Genomic DNA, 16,865 nt, shown 5'->3' with positions numbered 1-16,865 from the left:
TATTCCCTGATAGCTCAGTTGGTAGAGCACTCGACTGTTAATCGAGTTGTCACAGGTTCGAGTCCTGTTCGGGGAGCCATTGCTTCCATAGCTCAGTCGGTAGAGTGCATCCATGGTAAGGATGAGGTCACCGGTTCGATTCCGGTTGGAAGCTCCAGTAATTCTCTTTNAGCCCTCCAGCGTCGATGGTACTTGAACCGCAGGGTTCTGGGAGAGTAGAACGTTGCCAAACAATATTCCCTGATAGCTCAGTTGGTAGAGCACTCGACTGTTAATCGAGTTGTCACAGGTTCGAGTCCTGTTCGGGGAGCCATTGCTTCCATAGCTCAGTCGGTAGAGTGCATCCATGGTAAGGATGAGGTCACCGGTTCGATTCCGGTTGGAAGCTCCAGTAATTCTCTTTGCAAGGCCCGTTGGTCAAGTGGTTAAGACACCTCCCTTTCACGGAGGTAACAGGGGTTCGAGTCCCCTACGGGTCACCATTTTTTGTTCTCATGGAGGCTTAGCTCAGCTGGGAGAGCATCTGCCTTACAAGCAGAGGGTCGGCGGTTCGATCCCGTCAGCCTCCACCATTACCTTTATATGCCGTTGTAGCTCAACTGGTAGAGCAACTGACTTGTAATCAGTAGGTTGGGGGTTCAAGTCCTCTCGACGGCATGTTTTCTATTGGGGATTAGCCAAGCGGTAAGGCAACGGACTTTGACTCCGTCATGCCAAGGTTCAAATCCTTGATCCCCAGCCATTATGAGTCATTAGCTCAGTTGGTAGAGCACCTGACTTTTAATCAGGGTGTCGTAGGTTCGAATCCTACATGACTCACCATTTGCCTTCTTTACAACATGCGCGTATGGCGGAATTGGCAGACGCACTAGACTTAGGATCTAGCGGGTGACCGTGGGGGTTCAAGTCCCTCTACGCGCATTAAATCCTCAAACACATTCATGTGTCTGAGGTACCCTGCGGAAGTGGCTCAGCGGTAGAGCATCGCCTTGCCAAGGCGAGGGTCGCGGGTTCGATCCCCGTCTTCCGCTCCATTTATTAAGCGCCCTTAGCTCAGCTGGATAGAGTATTTGACTACGAATCAAAAGGTCGGGAGTTCGAATCTCTCAGGGCGCGCCATTCTTCATTATAGGTTATAAACGTATCGGGACGTAGCTCAGCTTGGTAGAGCACCTGCTTTGGGAGCAGGGGGTCGCATGTTCAAATCGTGTCGTCCCGATCATTTTTACAAACTACGCGGGCGTAGTTTAATGGTAGAACTTCAGCCTTCCAAGCTGATCGCGCGGGTTCGATTCCCGCCGCCCGCTTAAAGAATGAACCACCTTCGGGTGGTTTTTTCTTTTTACCAAGGAATTGTACCAAGGGATCGACGGCTCGTATACACATCATTGAATCATCAGTAGTAAGACTTGCTTCGGTAACTAAGCTTTCAATAGTCTAGGTAAGCGCTCATCCCGATTAATAATAACTTAAGACCACCTTCGGGTGGTTTTTTCGATGATGAAAACTGGAATACTAAGGGCATGTATGCACAGAGAAGTGTTGTTTAGATGGCTTCTATATTTACAGAATCTTATCAATACATTAATTACCACGTAAAAACGTACGGTTTTTTTATTTTAATACTATGTGTAGCGGGCAGATTGTGGTAAAATATTCTGAAATGAGTTTTTATAGCGACTAGCTTTTGCAGAGAGAAGCATTAATGCATCATAGTGAATAGATGGGGTGGAGAGTAATGGTAGAGAGTGATATTGTCCTACAAAAACAAAGCGCGAATAACCTGCTGCGCAGAGATGTTCGGTTTCTTGGGCACATACTAGGCGAAGTTCTTGTACAACAAGGCGGAAATGATCTGCTTGATGTTGTTGAACGTATTCGTGAGATGAGTAAGTCGTTAAGAGCACACTATGTCATTGAGATCTATGATGAGTTTAAGAACACTATTTCTTCACTAGATCCGGAAATTCGCCATCAAGTGATTCGAGCTTTCGCTATATACTTCCAACTAGTTAATATTGCAGAACAGAACCACCGTATTCGTCGTAAACGTGATTATGAGCGTTCCTCTGGGGAATCTGTACAACCAGGTTCGATCGAGAGTATCGTACAAGAGCTGAAGAATACGCATATTCCTTATGCAGAAGTACAAGAGATTCTTAAAGCCATCTCATTAGAGCTTGTTATGACAGCACATCCGACGGAAGCTATGCGCCGTGCTGTGTTGGATATTAACTTGCGCATTTCAGATGACATGATGAAGCTGGACAACCCTAACCTAACTTACCGCGAGCGCGAGCAATTGCGTGAGAAGCTGCTAGGTGAAGTGTTCAACCTATGGCAAACAGATGAGCTGCGCGATCGTAAACCGACCGTTATCGACGAAGTTCGTAATGGATTGTATTATTTTGACGAGACGTTGTTCGATGTTCTTCCAGAGGTGTATCACGAGCTTGAGCGTTGTTTGAATAAATATTACCCAGAAGACAAATGGCATGTGCCATCCTTCTTGAAATTCGGATCTTGGATTGGTGGAGACCGTGATGGCAACCCGTCCGTTAGAGCAAACGTAACGTGGGAAACGCTTGGTTTACATCGCCAATTAGCTTTGCAGAAGTATGAAGAGGTTCTTAAAGATTCCCTTGAGCACATGAGCTTTAGCATGAACATTGTGGACGTGAGCGATGCTCTGATTGCATCCATTCAGAACGACCGTGATGCTATGGGGAATGTACAGGATGTTTGGCGCAATGAGAAGGAGCCGTACCGAATCAAAACGACCTATATGATCGAAAAGATTCATAACACGGGCAATCCAGCTGTAGCAGACACTCAGAAATACAACAATCCTGAAGAATTTATTCAAGATCTACAAATCATGGAAGCTAGTTTGCGTATGCATTTTGCAGACTATGTGGCTGATAAATATATTAAGAAGTTGATTCGTCAAGTTGAGCTATTTGGTTTCCACTTGGCTGCTCTGGATATCAGACAGCACAGTAAAGAGCATGAGAATGCGATGACGGAGATTTTGGCGAAAATGGGCATTACGCCTGATTACAGCAAGCTGTCCGAAGAAGAGAAGATCACGCTTCTTACGAACGTGCTGAATGATCCTCGCCCAATCACGTCGACTTATCTGGATTATTCCGAGGGTACACAGGAATGTTTGGATGTGTATCGCACGGTTGGTAAAGCGCAGAAGGAATTCGGCCGCAACTGTATCAACAGTTACCTGATCTCGATGACGCAAGGCGCGAGTGACCTACTGGAGGTCGTGGTATTCGCGAAGGAAGCAGGCTTATACCGCAGAGAGAGCGATGGCACGGTGACAAGCACGGTTCAGTCGGTTCCGCTTTTTGAAACGATTGACGACCTGCATGCAGCGCCTGGTATTATGAGCACGTTGCTGGCGATTCCTGCTTACCGAGCTAGCCTTGATCCTGAAACACAGCTGCACGAAATTATGCTGGGCTACTCTGACAGTAATAAAGACGGTGGCGTGATTACAGCGAACTGGGAGCTTCGTATGGCCCTTCAGGACATTACAGAAGCAGCTAAGTTATTCGGTGTGAAACTGAAGTTCTTCCACGGTCGTGGTGGTGCGTTAGGCCGCGGCGGCATGCCGCTTAACCGCAGTATTTTAGCTCAACCGGTTGAAACGCTTGGTGGCGGCATTAAGATTACGGAACAAGGCGAAGTATTGTCTTCCCGTTACTCCCTACAAGGGATTGCTTACCGCAGCTTAGAGCAAGCAACTTTTGCGTTGATCACAGCGTCCAAGCTGTCCCGATCCCCGCAAAGACACCCACTGGAAGACAAGTGGGAGGCGATTATGCGTGGTATTTCGGAACAAGCACAAACGAAGTATCAAGATCTTATTTTCAGAGACGAAGACTTCTTAACGTTCTTCAAAGAATCCACACCGCTTCCGGAGATTGGTGAGCTGAACATCGGTTCACGTCCGTCCAAGCGTAAAAATAGCGATAAGTTTGAGGATCTACGTGCGATTCCGTGGGTATTCTCATGGACGCAGACAAGATACTTGCTGCCAGCATGGTATGCGGCGGGTACAGGTCTACAAAGCTTTGCAAAAGGCAATGAAGCGAACCTGGCTGTCCTTAAAGAGATGTACGAGGACTGGTCCTTCTTCCGTACGATGATTGATAATCTGCAAATGGCATTAGCGAAGGCAGATCTTCAAATCGCGAAGGAATACGGCAGCCTAGTGAAAGAGTCTGCGATTGCAGATCGCATTTTCAACTTGATTAAAGATGAGTATGAGTTGACTTCTTCGATTATTTTGCAAATTACGGGTCAGCAAGAGATTCTGGATAACGTTCCTGTGATTCAAGAGTCCATCAAGTTGCGTAACCCTTACGTGGATCCACTTAGCTACATGCAGGTTGAACTATTGACTGAGCTGCGTGAACTTAGAGAAAACAATGAAGATGATGCAATTCTGCTTCGTGAAGTACTACTTACCATCAATGGGATTGCCGCGGGTCTTCGGAATACAGGCTGATCCCTTACAACACATATGAACAGCAACAGGATGATAAAGTCGGGAGCCTTGCAGCTATGCAGGTGTCTCGGCTTTTCGTGCGATTATAGGAGTTGCCCGTAGACGGAGGTGTTAGCAGCATGGGGCGATGGTTGGCAATGGTCCTTGTTCTTATTGGGGCGTCAAGCTACGGCTTGCTCTCTTCTTTTATTAAAATGGCTTATGATCAGGGTTTTACGGATGGACAGATTACGCCAGCTCAAATGACGATGGGTACCCTATTCGTGTGGGTATTGATACTTTTTCATAAAAAGTCATGGGTGAATCCCTTTAAGGGTCCGTGGATCAAGCTAGGGTTGATCGGAATCTTTGGCTTGTCGTTGACGACAATTTTTTACAATATCGCTTTGCAGGAGTTAGATGCGTCCATATCGATAATTCTGCTTTTTCAATTTACGTGGATGACCATCGCGATGGATTGTATAGTTAAACGGAGATTGCCGAAGCGGATGGAAGGCATCGCAATTGTGCTTATTTTGGCGGGGACGCTGCTCGCGGTAAATGTATTTGAGACCAACTGGAGCGAGCTCAGTTTTCTGGGCATTTTGTATGGCTTATTATCGGCTTTGACATATAGCATATTTTTATTTTTCACAGGGCAAGTGGTGAGCTCGTTACCTCCTCTCATGAATTCTGCGATTATGCTTACGGCCGCGATTCCTGTCATGTATATCTTGTATCCCCCAACCGTGTTTGTGCATGAAAATGGGGGAATGCTGATGCTATGGGGATTACTCTTGGGCTTCTTAGGACAGGCCTTACCTACGGTATCTTTTAACATTGGCATACCCAGAATTGGAAGTACACTTGCCGCTATGCTCGGATCCGTGGAGCTTCCTGTGGCTATCCTTGCTGCGTATTTACTTATTGGTGAACCGATCGGTATGTTACAATGGGGTGGAATGGCCTTAATTCTTGGAGGAATAATAATTTCTGAAAACAAATCTTAGACTCCTGCGTATATACTAAATGAGAGACTTTATCCACCGATGAATGATCTAATATAGAAGTTGACTTGTCGAGAAGCCGGAGGAAAACGAATTGAACTTTGTTGAAGCACGACTGGCTAAGCTGGCCAGAAATGGGGATCGCCATGCTTTTGCAGAGCTCGTGGAGCTCTATAAAGATAAGATCTTTCATTTGGCTTACCGCATGCTGAATAACAAGCAAGAAGCCGAGGATGCCGTGCAGGAAACGTTCCTGCGCGTATATACCAATTTGCATCGCTATGATGAGAATCAGAAATTTTCGACGTGGATTTTCCGAATTGGGACCAATCTCTGTATTGATAAGCTGCGTCGGCGGAAGATGACGTACTCCCTTGATGCTGAAATGACGGATGGCGAGGGCAATGATTACTATGCCATGCTGCCGAGTGATGAAGAAACGCCAGAGAAGCTCCTGATTGTATCGGAGACGCAGGCGCAAATTCATCGAGCGATTGAGGCGCTGCCTGAGAAATACAAATCTGTCGTTATCCTCAGGTACCTGCATGATATGTCTTTGCAAGAAATAAGCGATGTCTTGGAGATGCCTGTTACGACAATTAAAACACGTGTACATAGGGGCCGTGAGTACTTACGAAAAAGGTTGGAGCAAGAGGAACAAGTTGTTAGCACAAATCCTGTTGGAATCTGAAACATATTTGTATTCGAAACGTATGGTATACCACAACAAGTAAAAGTCCGACATATCTGTATACGGAGTCCGCTGAGGACGAGTGCGTTATGGAGGAAATACAAACTCTACTATTTCAAGAAAGGGGTGGCTGTTTCGTGAATTGTAAAGAAGCCCTCCCGCTCATACATGAATATCTCGACGGTGATTTACCAAAGACGGAATCTCTACAGCTGAAGGAGCACTTGATAGCCTGTCAGGCGTGTCATAACACTTTCAAGCAATTAGAGAAAACAGATGCTTTGGTTAAAATGCTGCCCTCCATTCAAGTTCCTGATACGTTAACTGCACAGATTATGAGCGGACTACCACCGATGAAAAAACGGAATTCGTGGATGGATTGGATTCGCAGACATCCGGCTGTATCCGTTGCAGTTGTTTTCGGAATGGTCATGTTCGGAAGCTTCGCGTCGATGTGGGATGATGATAAGAATCTGATGGTGCAGGGTGCTAATCTTCAGGACGTTGTGATTCAAGGAGATACCGTGACGGTTCCACAAGGGCATACGGTGAATGGCGATCTCGTTGTGAAACGCGGAGAGTTGAAGGTTGAAGGCGATGTAACGGGGAACGTCGTCGTTATTGATGGATCTGTCAATCTTGCCTCGACGGCGCATATATCCGGAGAAGTCAAACAAGTCGATGAAGCATTGAGCTGGGTCTGGTATAAATTAGGTGAATTCGTAGGTAGAATCACCCCTTAACGGAATGTCCCCTTGTAGTTGAGTCTATGGGGGGCTTTTTTTAGTTTCGGTATAGGAAAAATGAACCAATTCCTGCGTGGCGAGTCTAGATAAATAGAAGTATACCTAGGTTTATGTTATGATTCTTATATAGAGAGAACTTTGTACAGTCGCCTGGGGGAGTAGAGAATGGATTTAATCACGAGCATCTCGGCTAGGGATATCGTCGATATACTGATCGTCAGCTATGTGATTTATAAACTGATCCTGTTGGTGCGTGGGACAAGAGCCATTCAGCTAATGAAGGGAATTCTCGTCGTTGTAATTACATGGGTCATTAGTATTTGGTTCAAGTTAAGTACACTCCAGTGGATGATGAATCAGACGTTTACCTTCGGCGTCCTGGGTGTCATTATTATTTTTCAGCCTGAGCTAAGACGAGCCCTAGAGCAACTAGGCCGTGGGAAGCTATTTAGCAGCAGATCTTCTTCAGAAGAAGATCAAGATGTGAATAAACGGATCAGCGAAGTGATGCGGGCTGCGAACTATTTGGCCAAACGTAAGATTGGGGCCTTAATTGTATTTGAGAAAGAGACTGGACTTACGGACTACGTAGAATCCGGTGTTGCCATAGAGAGCAAAATCAGCGGAGAGCTGCTAATTAATATTTTCATCCCAAATACGCCGCTTCATGACGGTGCTGTTATTATACGGCAAGGTCAGCTGATGGCGGCTGGATGCTATCTGCCCCTATCTGAAAATCCTTTCATCTCCAAGGAGCTAGGTACTCGACATCGCGCAGCGATTGGCATGAGTGAGGTTTCCGATGCGATGTGTGTGATTGTATCGGAGGAGACGGGCCAGATTTCATTAACGATGAATGGGCATATTGTACGGGATATCAAAGAGGAATCGTTGATTTCTAAGCTTTTTGAAGAGTTGAAACCGAAAGCGAAAACAAAAGAAAAGAACCCTTTCTTGAAATGGAGGGGCCGTTCAAATGGATAAATGGTTACGTAATACGAATGTTGTGCGAATTGTTGCTCTGGTAATTGGGATCTTACTATGGGTCGTTGTCCATATGGAAGAGACGAATATTACGGGGAATTCGCCTCTGCGAGAGCGCGAAGAAACGATTAATAACGTAGCGATCACGACCAAATATGATGATACTCATTATCACATCTCGTCGATGTCGCCGGCCAATGTACAGATCATTTTGAAAGGGAAGGAAGCTTCCGTTAAGAAAGTAACATCAAGTAATACCTATCAGATTCAGCTCGATTTGACACAGGTAGGCAAGGGTGATCATGAGCTGGTGCTTACTCCTGTAGGCTTTCCATCCGATGTAGATGTGCAGATTGTGCCTAGGACAGTTCATGTAGTGATTGAAGAATTGCAGATGAAAGAAGTTCCTGTCGTCATTAATGTCAAAGGGACGCCTGCTGCAGGCCTTAAAGCTGGACAACCTATTGTGAAGCCTGGCAAGGTGTACATAACCGCTCAGACGAGTAAGTTGGAGCAGATTGAAAATGTCCGCGGCGAAGTTTCCGTTGATAAAGCACAGTCAGCTGTTACGAAGCAAGTCAGACTTCAGGCTTTTGATAAGGAAGGCAAAGAGGTCGTTCTTAACATGAATCCTTCTGTGGTGGATGTTGAGGTACCGATTACGAGCCCGTTCCAAACCATCCCATTGCAGCTGAAAATAAGCGGAGAACCGCCAAAAGGCTTTGCTATTGCAATGATTACGCAAAACCCTGATAAGGTGACGGTGTATGGCGCACAAGATGTCGTGGATCGACTTGAGTTCTATCAAGGACCGCAGCTCAGTATGCAGGATGTGAAGGAAACGAAAGATTTTGCACTGGACATTCCTCTCAGGAATAAAGTAACACAACTGGATCCTGCGAAGGTGACCGTCCATGTCGAGATTGTGCCTTCGATCACGAAAGCGATAGAAAATGTACCAATTACGATCATTGGTCAAAATGAAAACTACGTGACCAAAGTGACGCAGCCAGCGACAGCTTCTTTGAATATCACTGTAGAAGGTGCTCCTACCATTATTGATCAATTGAAAGTTGGGGACATTCAAGCGATACTAGATGTAAGTAACTTACCTCCGGGCAAGCATGAACTCAATATTACTTTGAATTTGCCAACCTTCGTCAAACTTGGATTACCACAAGAAGTGAAGGCTACGGTCGAAATCAGCGAGAAAACAGTTAAAGCAGCAAATCCATAATGGTATATAGAGAAAGAGGAGAATAAAAAAATGGGGAAATATTTTGGTACAGATGGTGTACGCGGTGTCGCGAATGGCGAACTTACACCAGAATTAGCTTATAAAGTAGGACGCTGCGGCGGGTATGTGTTAACGAGACAGGCAAAGCATCCGAAAGTCGTGATCGGGAGAGATACACGTATTTCGGGGCCGATGCTTGAGGCATCCCTTGTAGCTGGATTGTTATCTATTGGTGTTGAGGTTATTCGTATCGGTGTCGTGAGTACGCCAGCTGTTGCTTATTTGACAAAAAAGCTAGGCGCAGACGCAGGCGTTATGATCTCTGCTTCCCATAATCCGGTTGAGGATAACGGGATTAAGTTCTTTGGGGGCGACGGCTTCAAGTTATTGGATGAGACGGAGCTTGAAATTGAACAGCTGCTAGACGCAGCTGTGGATGAACTGCCTCGCCCAGTAGGCGGCGAGATTGGGACGGTTTCGGATCAGCCGGATGCGAAGCACGCTTATCTGGCGTTCTTGAAAGAGACGGTCAGCGCGTCATTCGCTGGCGTTAAGGTTGTACTTGACTGTGCGAATGGCTCCGCTTATGAGCTGGCTCCATTGATCTTCCGCGAGCTGGGAGCGGAAGTGATCACCATCGGCGCTGAGCCGAATGGGCGCAACATCAACGATGATTGCGGCTCCACCCACCCGGAGACACTTCGTGCCGAGGTAGTTAAGCATGGCGCAGCCATCGGGCTGGCTTTTGACGGCGACGCGGATCGTCTGATCGCGATCGATGAGAAAGGCGATGAAGTCGACGGCGACTTCATCTTGAGCATTCTTGGCGATGCGCTGAATCGCCAGGGTAAGCTGAACCACGGCACCATTGTGACTACGGTGATGGCGAATATCGGCTTTTTCAAAGGGATTGAAAAAGCGGGCTTGAAAGCTCTGCAAACAGCTGTAGGCGACCGTTACGTGATGGAAGAAATGCGTAAAGGCGGTTACAACCTAGGCGGGGAGCAATCCGGTCATGTGATTTTCCTAGATTACATCTCCACTGGCGATGGGATTCTTACTGCCCTGCAGTTGGTGAATACGTTAGTTGAATCTGGGCGTAAGCTTAGCGATTTGAAAGGGATTATGCGTAAATTCCCGCAATTGCTAGTCAACATCCGTGTAGCGGATAAAAGCAAGCTGAAGGATAACGCGGTAATTGAAGAAGCGATCCGTAAAGTGGAGGATGAGCTTGGTGATAACGGCCGCGTCTTGGTTCGTCCATCGGGTACAGAGTCTCTGATTCGTGTTATGGCGGAAGGCCCTGACAAGGAACAAGTAGAAGCATATGTTCACGATATTGCGAAGGTTATTCAAGAGCAATTGGTATAATCATAGGCAGCTAGCCCCCCATTTTGCTAGAAAAGGGCGAGATGGGGTTCAGGCATGCCAAAAATAAGTTGCACGGTTGTGCGAAAATGCATATGATGTAGTTACTCAAGAAGGAAAGGCAGGGCAGAGGTTATTCGTAACAAATAGCGCCAGAACTCGCAAGCGGGACGGAAATGTAGGCCTTTAAGGCTGCTACTACGCGGTGAGTTGACGAGGTGAAGGTGTTCGAAACATTCGGCGGGGACCTTCCGGCACGAGGAGTGCCGTTAAGTTGGAGAGCAAAATCGTTCGGGCGACCGGGCAGACAAGTATCCAACATCTATTAACGATTCAATCACATAACACGTAAAGAACGCCCTTATAGATGGTTTATTTCAATATGTAATATGTTTGCTAGTACGTTCAGATCCTTGACAAACAGCCCTTTACGATGCGGCTTATAAAAATTTGGAGGTTGTAACTATGTGCGGTATTGTTGGTTATATTGGAAAGCGTAATTCTCAGGAGATTTTATTGGATGGCCTCAAAAAGCTGGAGTACAGGGGCTATGATTCTGCTGGGGTAGCGGTGTATACGGCGGATGGCTTGCAAATTAAGAAGGCCAAAGGCCGTATTGCGAACTTGGAGTCGAAGTTAGGTGAAACGCCTTTGAACGGCAGTGTTGGTATTGGCCACACGCGTTGGGCGACACATGGCAAGCCTTCGGACGTGAATTCACATCCACACACCGATAATTCTCTGAAATTTTCTGTTGTGCATAACGGGATTATTGAGAATTATATTACGCTGAAAGAAGAGTTAATCGCGAAAGGGCATGTGTTCGTATCGGAGACGGATACTGAGGTTATTTCGCATTTGATCGCCAGCTTGTATGAGGGAGACATCCTCAAAGCGGTTCAAAAGGCTGTTAAGCACATGACGGGCGCGTTTGCGCTTGGAGTTTTGACGGAGTTCGAACCAGACCGTCTTGTTGCGGTACGTCAAGCTAGCCCGCTCATTATCGGGATTGGTGAAGGCGAGAATTTTATTGGTTCCGATATTCCTGCGATTCTAGAGTATACACGTAATGTGTTCATTCTTAATGATGGCGAAATGGCGCTATTAACGCGGGATGCTGTCGAATTAATGACATTAGAGGGGAATTTTATTTCCAGGGAAATGTTCCATGTCGATTGGGACATTGTTACGGCGGAAAAAGCCGGATTTGATCATTTCATGTTGAAAGAAATCTATGACCAACCGAAGGCATACCGTGATACGATGGGAAGTCGTATTGCACCGGATGGAAAGAGCGTTACGTTGAACGAGCTTACGATTACACCAGAGGCGATTCGCAACATTAGCCGTGTGCATATCGTCGCTTGTGGAACGGCATTCCATGCTGGTATGGTTGGGAAGTATGTTATTGAGAAAATGGCGCGTATTCCGGTGGAAACGGATGTAGCGTCTGAATATCGTTATCGTTCCCCGATCATCACAAAGGATACGCTCGTGATTGTTGTAAGCCAATCCGGTGAAACGGCGGATACATTGGCAGCACTTCGTGAAGCGAAACGTTGTGGAGCGCATGTTTTGGCGATTACGAATGTGGTAGGAAGCTCGGTTGCGCGTGAAGCGAACGATATTATTACCACATGGGCAGGACCGGAAATTGCGGTTGCTTCAACGAAAGCCTACACGTCGCAATTGATCGGTTTCTATCTCTTGGGCTTGCACTTGGCGCAAACGCTTGGCACGCAAACCCCTGAAGAAATCGCAGAAGTGATTACAGCGATGAAGGAATTGCCTGGGCAAGTGAGCGAGATTTTGGAGCAAGCGGAAGCGCTGAAAGTCGTTGCAGAAGAGATGGCGAAGCATGATAATCTGTTCTTCATCGGCAGAGGCTTGGATTATGCGGTAGCGCTGGAAGGCTCGCTGAAGCTGAAAGAGATCTCTTACATTCACTCCGAGGCGTATGCAGCTGGTGAGTTGAAGCACGGTACGCTTGCGCTGATCGAGGATGATATCCCAGTGATTGCTTTAGCAACGCAGCATGAGCTGCTTGAGAAAACCGTGAGCAATATCAAAGAAGTGAAGGCGCGCGGCGCGAACGTATTAGGTATTGCTGTGGAAGGTGAAACGGAGCTGCAGAAGTCGGTAGACAGCACGTTCATTATTCCGAAAACATTGGATGTGTTAACACCTGCGTTGTCTGTGATTCCTTTGCAGTTGCTGTCCTACTACGCGTCGTTGGCGCGTGGGAATGATGTGGATAAGCCGAGGAATTTGGCGAAAAGTGTGACAGTAGAATAAGGAATGGGCGCCCGCCAGAAATGGAGGGCGCTTTTTCTATTTTAATTCCATTTATTTTTTCTTACCCATCTTGTAAAAACCTCAAATTTGAGTATAATAACAAATGGATATTCAAATTTGAGTAAAATCAAGGTGAAAGGATTGAAATCTATGGATGCTAATCGCAGTAATGTAAAGCTGGTCATTGCAGGTCTGCTTCTCGGCTTATTTATCGCCGCGCTGGATCAGACAATTGTATCGACCGCTATGGGTACGATTATTAAACAACTTGGAGGGCTGGATAAGTTTGTATGGGTTTACTCCGCCTATATGATCGCAATGGTTGTCTCCACACCGATTTTCGGTAAACTCTCGGATATGTTTGGGCGCAAGTCGTTCTTTATGATCGGGCTTATTCTATTTATGCTGGGATCCATTCTTTGTGGAACGGCACAAAATATGGAGCAGCTCATCATTTACCGTGCTATCCAAGGGGTTGGCGGCGGGGCGCTGATGCCAATTGTATTTACGATCATTTTCGATTTGTTCCCAGCTGAGAAACGCGGCAAGATGATGGGGCTTTTCGGCGCTGTATTTGGTATTTCAAGCGTGTTTGGCCCTATTCTAGGCGGAGTGATAACGGATAATATCAGCTGGCGCTGGATTTTCTACATTAACGTTCCTCTAGGTATTCTTTCTCTGCTCTTCATTGCCAATGCGTATCATGAGAATAAAAATAAACGCAAACAATCGATCGATTGGATCGGTGCGATTACACTAACTGGTTTCGTGCTATTCCTTATGTTCGGTCTGGAGCTTGGTGGCACAGACGGATGGGCTTGGAACTCCGGGAAAACGATCTCGCTTTTCATCGCATGTGTCGTATTCCTTATTGCTTTCTTCTTAGCTGAACGAGTAGCGAAAGATCCAATTATTAAACTGAGTCTTTTCAAAAATAAGGTGTTCACGAGCAGCATGGGCATCTCGGTGCTATATGGCGGCGTGATGATCGCGTCAGCTTCCTATATTCCGCTTTTCATTCAAGGTGTATTCCATAAAACGGCCACACAAACGAGTACGGTCATGATTCCGATGATGCTTGGTGTTGTCGTGAGCAGTCAAATTGGTGGGCGTGTTGTTTCGAAGTTCCGCTATCGTGACGTTATGCTGGTATCTGCGTTGATGCTGATTATCGGTTTATCACTTCTTGGATTCGTGATGGACTCGTCAACAAGCCGTCTCGTCATTTCACTCTTTATGATTATTGTAGGTCTCGGTATCGGGGTTTCCTTCTCCCTGTTGAACATTTCAACACTGAACGCTGTACCTCCGCAATATAAAGGGACATCTTCGTCGCTGATTACGTTCTTCCGTACAATCGGCTCGGCGCTTGGGATTACTGTTTTCGGTGCCATTCAGAAATCCGTGTTCCAATCCGATGTTAAGCTGCTGCCGAATCTGAATCCTCAATTGGCTGCACAGATTAAAGGCGGTCAAGCGCTTCTTGATCCAAGCGTGCAGAAACAAATGGGTCTTAGCGCGGATGTTGTGCAGGTGATGCTGCAGCAATTTGCGAATTCGGTCATTGCCATTTTTCAATGGTCGCTCATTCTTCCAATCGTCGCGCTGATTTTTGTGTTTCTGATGGGACGCGCGCGCTTAGAGTTGAATAAAGCTGGAGCTCCTGGCGGACCTGGCGGGCCTGGTTCACAAGGTGGTCCAGGTAAACCAGGTTCTTCGGGTGGTGGAGGCGGCGGCAAACCTGAGCCTACGTATAACGGAGGCTAAGGCATCATGTCGATCAGGCTTTTAATACTGGGTTTGCTGATGGAGCGGGACATGCATCCCTATGAGATTCGACAAACAATCAAGCAGCGCAACTGGAACGAAAGCTTCAAGCTCAGAGACGGGTCACTTTATTATGCCGTGGATCAACTGCGTGAGGATGGCCAGATTGAAGCAGTTGAGGTTATTGCTAATCAAGGAAATAACAGGCCAGATAAGACAATTTACCGCATTACGACCCATGGACGTGAAGCTTTCTTGAAGCTGCTCGAGGAGCAGTTTAAGCTAACTTCCTATCCGCAGCATCCGCTATTTCTCGCTATGCCATTTGTTCGCCACGGTGATCCAGGGATGATCGAGGATCTCATCATGAAGCAGCTTGACGTGTGTGAAACACGAGTAGCCCGCATGCAAGCAGTATTGGAGCTGAAAGCTGATTTCCTTCCTCGTGGAAGTTTGCTAATGATCCAAGGCTTCATTCAATTTGGTGAAACGGAGAAGTTGTGGTTGTTGAGCTTGCTGGAGGAAGCGCGTTCGGGGAAATTGTTTGAAGCGCATAAGTTAACGAACGAACAAATAGAGCTCTTAGAGTCTAGGGTGAAAGAGTTCAAAAAGTAGGAAAAAGAGAAGCCGCGGCTTCTCTTTTTTTTTGCGTTTGCAAGGTTATATTTCAAATACCTATCTGGCTTCTACATATAAGTTATCGACCTCAAAGCTGGCCGTATAAGCGCGACCACCGACCTTGCCTGCGGGCAGCGGAGTACTATCCGTAGCGCTCAATTTCTCTTTCGCTCGACAAAGGCATTCGCATACAAGACACTGCTTGCGAATCCACGCGCTTAAGCGGCGATGGAGGTATTCTTCACGTATATTTGGATTAAAGGGAAAGACGGTAAAGCGAGCTTTAATACGGGGTCTATTGCCGCGACAGGAACGTGGGGCTTCTGGGGCATCACGAAATCTGCCAAGGACCCGATGAAGGCCGCTGAGCTGTTGAATTCCTGGCTGACGGAGATATATGGAACGTGGTGAAGGATGGCTAAGAAGGCAATGACTATACGATCAAGGATGGCCAGAAAGTAGCGCCTGCAACACTTCCAACCGACTACATCCGCAAGAACACGATGAGACGCGCGAACGAGGAATCGTTCTTCATTAAGGTAGGAACGCCGAAGGATATTGTTGATAGAATTACACAATGATGATGAAAATTATTATGGGCAAAGAGCCTGTCGATAAATTTACGGAGCTGCAAAGCGGCTGGTATAAAACGGCGGCGATGAGTATGCGAAGCAAATGAATGACTACATTACGAGTTTGAAAAAGTAACTCTTGCAGTACAGGAGCAAGATAAACAAGAAAAGCTGTCTCAGAAGTCATCTAATGACGGAGAGACAGCCTTTTGTGCGCTTGGCAGCGCATCATGCTAACAGGAGAAACTAATCATCATGACAATCGTGTTGATAAAATCCCTTGTAGAATGACTTCAAGTCCCCAACGGAACCGCTCATTTGAGTCCGTGTTACCAGAGAACAATTCCTCCTTCAGACTGGCGATCAGAGGGTAGCGAAGCGGGTCGGCGGATTGGAACGATGTCTTGAGCGTTGATATCTGATCATCCCCATTCTTCCTCCATGAAGCTTTCTCGAATGCCACGGAGGAGACATAGAACAAGAAGAGATCTAACCCCCAGGCCGCTGAACGGGATGTAACTTCTCCCTCCTGCAACCTGCTGAGAATGAACTCTGACAGTCGCAGCGAGTTGGTCCCTATCGGAATCGTAGTGAGCGATAGCTCCGCTAAGCCCGGATGCTCGTAAAGTAGCATGAGATAGGCATCCAGCGCTTCAAACAAGGATTGTTTCCATGTGTTCTCACCGGGGTCAGGCAAGACGACTTGACTGAGTCCGTAATCCATGACATAAGCGCTAAGTTCCTGGAGGTTCTTGACGTAGACATACAAGGAAGATGGCCCTGTATCCAGAGCTTTAGCAACTTTGCGCATGCTCATTCCTGACATGCCTTCCTCTTTCAGTAACGCATAAGCGGTCTCGACAATGAGTTCAATGCTAAGCGGCTCTTTGGCTGGCCGAGCGCGGCGACTAATAATAGGTTGATTAGATTTTCTCATATTTTCCTTATAACATGTTTTGGGATAATAGTAAATCTACCGTTACGGAAAGAATGTTACTTCGAATAGATTAGTTACTTGACAAAAATAACTAACAATAATATAATTACTTACATAAAGTAACTGGAAGTCGCGACAA

General features: G+C 46.5%; 12 protein-coding genes and 14 tRNA genes. 25 read left to right on the top strand and 1 reads right to left on the bottom strand.

Annotation, left to right across the window (positions count from 1 at the left end; genetic code table 11):
- Positions 1-3: 3 nt before the first annotated feature.
- The 25 genes from A8709_RS13900 (at position 4) to A8709_RS13780 (ending at position 15,628) form a co-directional block, all read left to right on the top strand.
- Positions 4-79, top strand: a tRNA-Asn gene (locus tag A8709_RS13900).
- A 2-nt stretch (positions 80-81) separates the two neighbouring features.
- Positions 82-157: transfer RNA gene (locus tag A8709_RS13895), tRNA-Thr, on the top strand.
- A gap of 80 nt (positions 158-237) precedes the next feature.
- Positions 238-313 (top strand) — tRNA-Asn (locus tag A8709_RS13890).
- Positions 314-315: 2 nt separating this feature from the next.
- Positions 316-391: transfer RNA gene (locus A8709_RS13885), tRNA-Thr, on the top strand.
- A gap of 16 nt (positions 392-407) precedes the next feature.
- Positions 408-482 (top strand) — tRNA-Glu (locus tag A8709_RS13880).
- Positions 483-496: 14 nt separating this feature from the next.
- Positions 497-572 (top strand) — tRNA-Val (locus A8709_RS13875).
- A gap of 12 nt (positions 573-584) precedes the next feature.
- Positions 585-657, top strand: a tRNA-Thr gene (locus A8709_RS13870).
- Between the two features lie 10 nt (positions 658-667).
- Positions 668-742 (top strand) — tRNA-Gln (locus tag A8709_RS13865).
- Between the two features lie 4 nt (positions 743-746).
- Positions 747-822: transfer RNA gene (locus A8709_RS13860), tRNA-Lys, on the top strand.
- Positions 823-841: 19 nt separating this feature from the next.
- A tRNA-Leu gene (locus A8709_RS13855) sits at positions 842-921 on the top strand.
- A gap of 38 nt (positions 922-959) precedes the next feature.
- Positions 960-1,034, top strand: a tRNA-Gly gene (locus A8709_RS13850).
- An 8-nt stretch (positions 1,035-1,042) separates the two neighbouring features.
- Positions 1,043-1,119: transfer RNA gene (locus A8709_RS13845), tRNA-Arg, on the top strand.
- 26 nt (positions 1,120-1,145) lie between these two features.
- Positions 1,146-1,219: transfer RNA gene (locus tag A8709_RS13840), tRNA-Pro, on the top strand.
- A 17-nt stretch (positions 1,220-1,236) separates the two neighbouring features.
- A tRNA-Gly gene (locus A8709_RS13835) sits at positions 1,237-1,307 on the top strand.
- A 431-nt stretch (positions 1,308-1,738) separates the two neighbouring features.
- A complete protein-coding gene (gene ppc / locus A8709_RS13830) occupies positions 1,739-4,525 on the top strand; it encodes a phosphoenolpyruvate carboxylase (protein ID WP_065852973.1) in 2,787 nt (928 codons plus the stop codon).
- A gap of 119 nt (positions 4,526-4,644) precedes the next feature.
- Positions 4,645-5,514: a DMT family transporter gene (locus tag A8709_RS13825; RefSeq protein WP_065852972.1), complete on the top strand. Its 870-nt coding sequence runs from the start codon at positions 4,645-4,647 to the stop codon at positions 5,512-5,514.
- A gap of 91 nt (positions 5,515-5,605) precedes the next feature.
- Positions 5,606-6,202 carry an RNA polymerase sigma factor SigW gene (gene sigW / locus A8709_RS13820; RefSeq protein WP_065852971.1) on the top strand — a complete coding sequence of 199 codons (597 nt, stop codon included), beginning with the start codon at positions 5,606-5,608 and terminating at the stop codon, positions 6,200-6,202.
- A gap of 137 nt (positions 6,203-6,339) precedes the next feature.
- On the top strand, positions 6,340-6,945 hold the full coding sequence (locus A8709_RS13815) for a zf-HC2 domain-containing protein (RefSeq protein WP_065852970.1): 606 nt from the start codon (positions 6,340-6,342) through the stop codon (positions 6,943-6,945).
- A gap of 168 nt (positions 6,946-7,113) precedes the next feature.
- Positions 7,114-7,932, top strand: a complete 819-nt coding sequence (gene cdaA, locus A8709_RS13810) for a diadenylate cyclase CdaA (RefSeq protein ID WP_065852969.1) — start codon at positions 7,114-7,116, stop codon at positions 7,930-7,932.
- On the top strand, positions 7,925-9,169 hold the full coding sequence (locus tag A8709_RS13805) for a CdaR family protein (protein WP_065852968.1): 1,245 nt from the start codon (positions 7,925-7,927) through the stop codon (positions 9,167-9,169). Before cdaA ends, A8709_RS13805 begins: the two co-directional genes overlap by 8 nt.
- A gap of 30 nt (positions 9,170-9,199) precedes the next feature.
- A complete protein-coding gene (gene glmM, locus A8709_RS13800; protein ID WP_065852967.1) occupies positions 9,200-10,540 on the top strand; it encodes a phosphoglucosamine mutase in 1,341 nt (446 codons plus the stop codon).
- A gap of 462 nt (positions 10,541-11,002) precedes the next feature.
- Positions 11,003-12,832 carry a glutamine--fructose-6-phosphate transaminase (isomerizing) gene (glmS, locus tag A8709_RS13795; protein ID WP_065852966.1) on the top strand — a complete coding sequence of 610 codons (1,830 nt, stop codon included), beginning with the start codon at positions 11,003-11,005 and terminating at the stop codon, positions 12,830-12,832.
- 117 nt (positions 12,833-12,949) lie between these two features.
- The gene (locus tag A8709_RS13790; protein WP_341833424.1) at positions 12,950-14,599 is read left to right on the top strand and encodes an MDR family MFS transporter; all 1,650 of its coding nucleotides are present in this window, start codon (positions 12,950-12,952) and stop codon (positions 14,597-14,599) included.
- A gap of 6 nt (positions 14,600-14,605) precedes the next feature.
- Positions 14,606-15,214, top strand: coding sequence for a PadR family transcriptional regulator (locus tag A8709_RS13785; RefSeq protein WP_065852965.1), 609 nt, complete (start codon positions 14,606-14,608; stop codon positions 15,212-15,214).
- Positions 15,215-15,445: 231 nt separating this feature from the next.
- Complete coding sequence (locus A8709_RS13780; RefSeq protein WP_065852964.1) at positions 15,446-15,628, top strand: hypothetical protein; 183 nt, start codon at positions 15,446-15,448, stop codon at positions 15,626-15,628.
- Between the two features lie 414 nt (positions 15,629-16,042).
- Here A8709_RS13780 and A8709_RS13775 read toward each other — a convergent pair whose 3' ends face one another.
- Positions 16,043-16,726: a TetR/AcrR family transcriptional regulator gene (locus tag A8709_RS13775; protein ID WP_065852963.1), complete on the bottom strand. Its 684-nt coding sequence runs from the start codon at positions 16,724-16,726 to the stop codon at positions 16,043-16,045.
- Positions 16,727-16,865 lie beyond the last annotated feature (139 nt).

The organism is Paenibacillus pectinilyticus (genome assembly GCF_001700435.1).
GTDB lineage: Bacteria > Bacillota > Bacilli > Paenibacillales > NBRC-103111 > Paenibacillus_E > Paenibacillus_E pectinilyticus.
This window is presented reverse-complemented; position numbering and strand designations above follow the sequence as displayed.

What these genes read in the sequence shown, in the direction of transcription:
- A8709_RS13775 (WP_065852963.1), bottom strand. Translation starts at nt 16,726, where the DNA reads ATGAGAAAATCTAATCAACCTATTATTAGTCGCCGCGCTCGGCCAGCC.
- A8709_RS13805 (WP_065852968.1), top strand. Translation starts at nt 7,925, where the DNA reads ATGGATAAATGGTTACGTAATACGAATGTTGTGCGAATTGTTGCTCTG.
- A8709_RS13785 (WP_065852965.1), top strand. Translation starts at nt 14,606, where the DNA reads ATGTCGATCAGGCTTTTAATACTGGGTTTGCTGATGGAGCGGGACATG.
- A8709_RS13780 (WP_065852964.1), top strand. Translation starts at nt 15,446, where the DNA reads ATGGAGGTATTCTTCACGTATATTTGGATTAAAGGGAAAGACGGTAAA.
- A8709_RS13825 (WP_065852972.1), top strand. Translation starts at nt 4,645, where the DNA reads ATGGGGCGATGGTTGGCAATGGTCCTTGTTCTTATTGGGGCGTCAAGC.
- ppc (WP_065852973.1), top strand. Translation starts at nt 1,739, where the DNA reads ATGGTAGAGAGTGATATTGTCCTACAAAAACAAAGCGCGAATAACCTG.
- glmS (WP_065852966.1), top strand. Translation starts at nt 11,003, where the DNA reads ATGTGCGGTATTGTTGGTTATATTGGAAAGCGTAATTCTCAGGAGATT.
- glmM (WP_065852967.1), top strand. Translation starts at nt 9,200, where the DNA reads ATGGGGAAATATTTTGGTACAGATGGTGTACGCGGTGTCGCGAATGGC.
- cdaA (WP_065852969.1), top strand. Translation starts at nt 7,114, where the DNA reads ATGGATTTAATCACGAGCATCTCGGCTAGGGATATCGTCGATATACTG.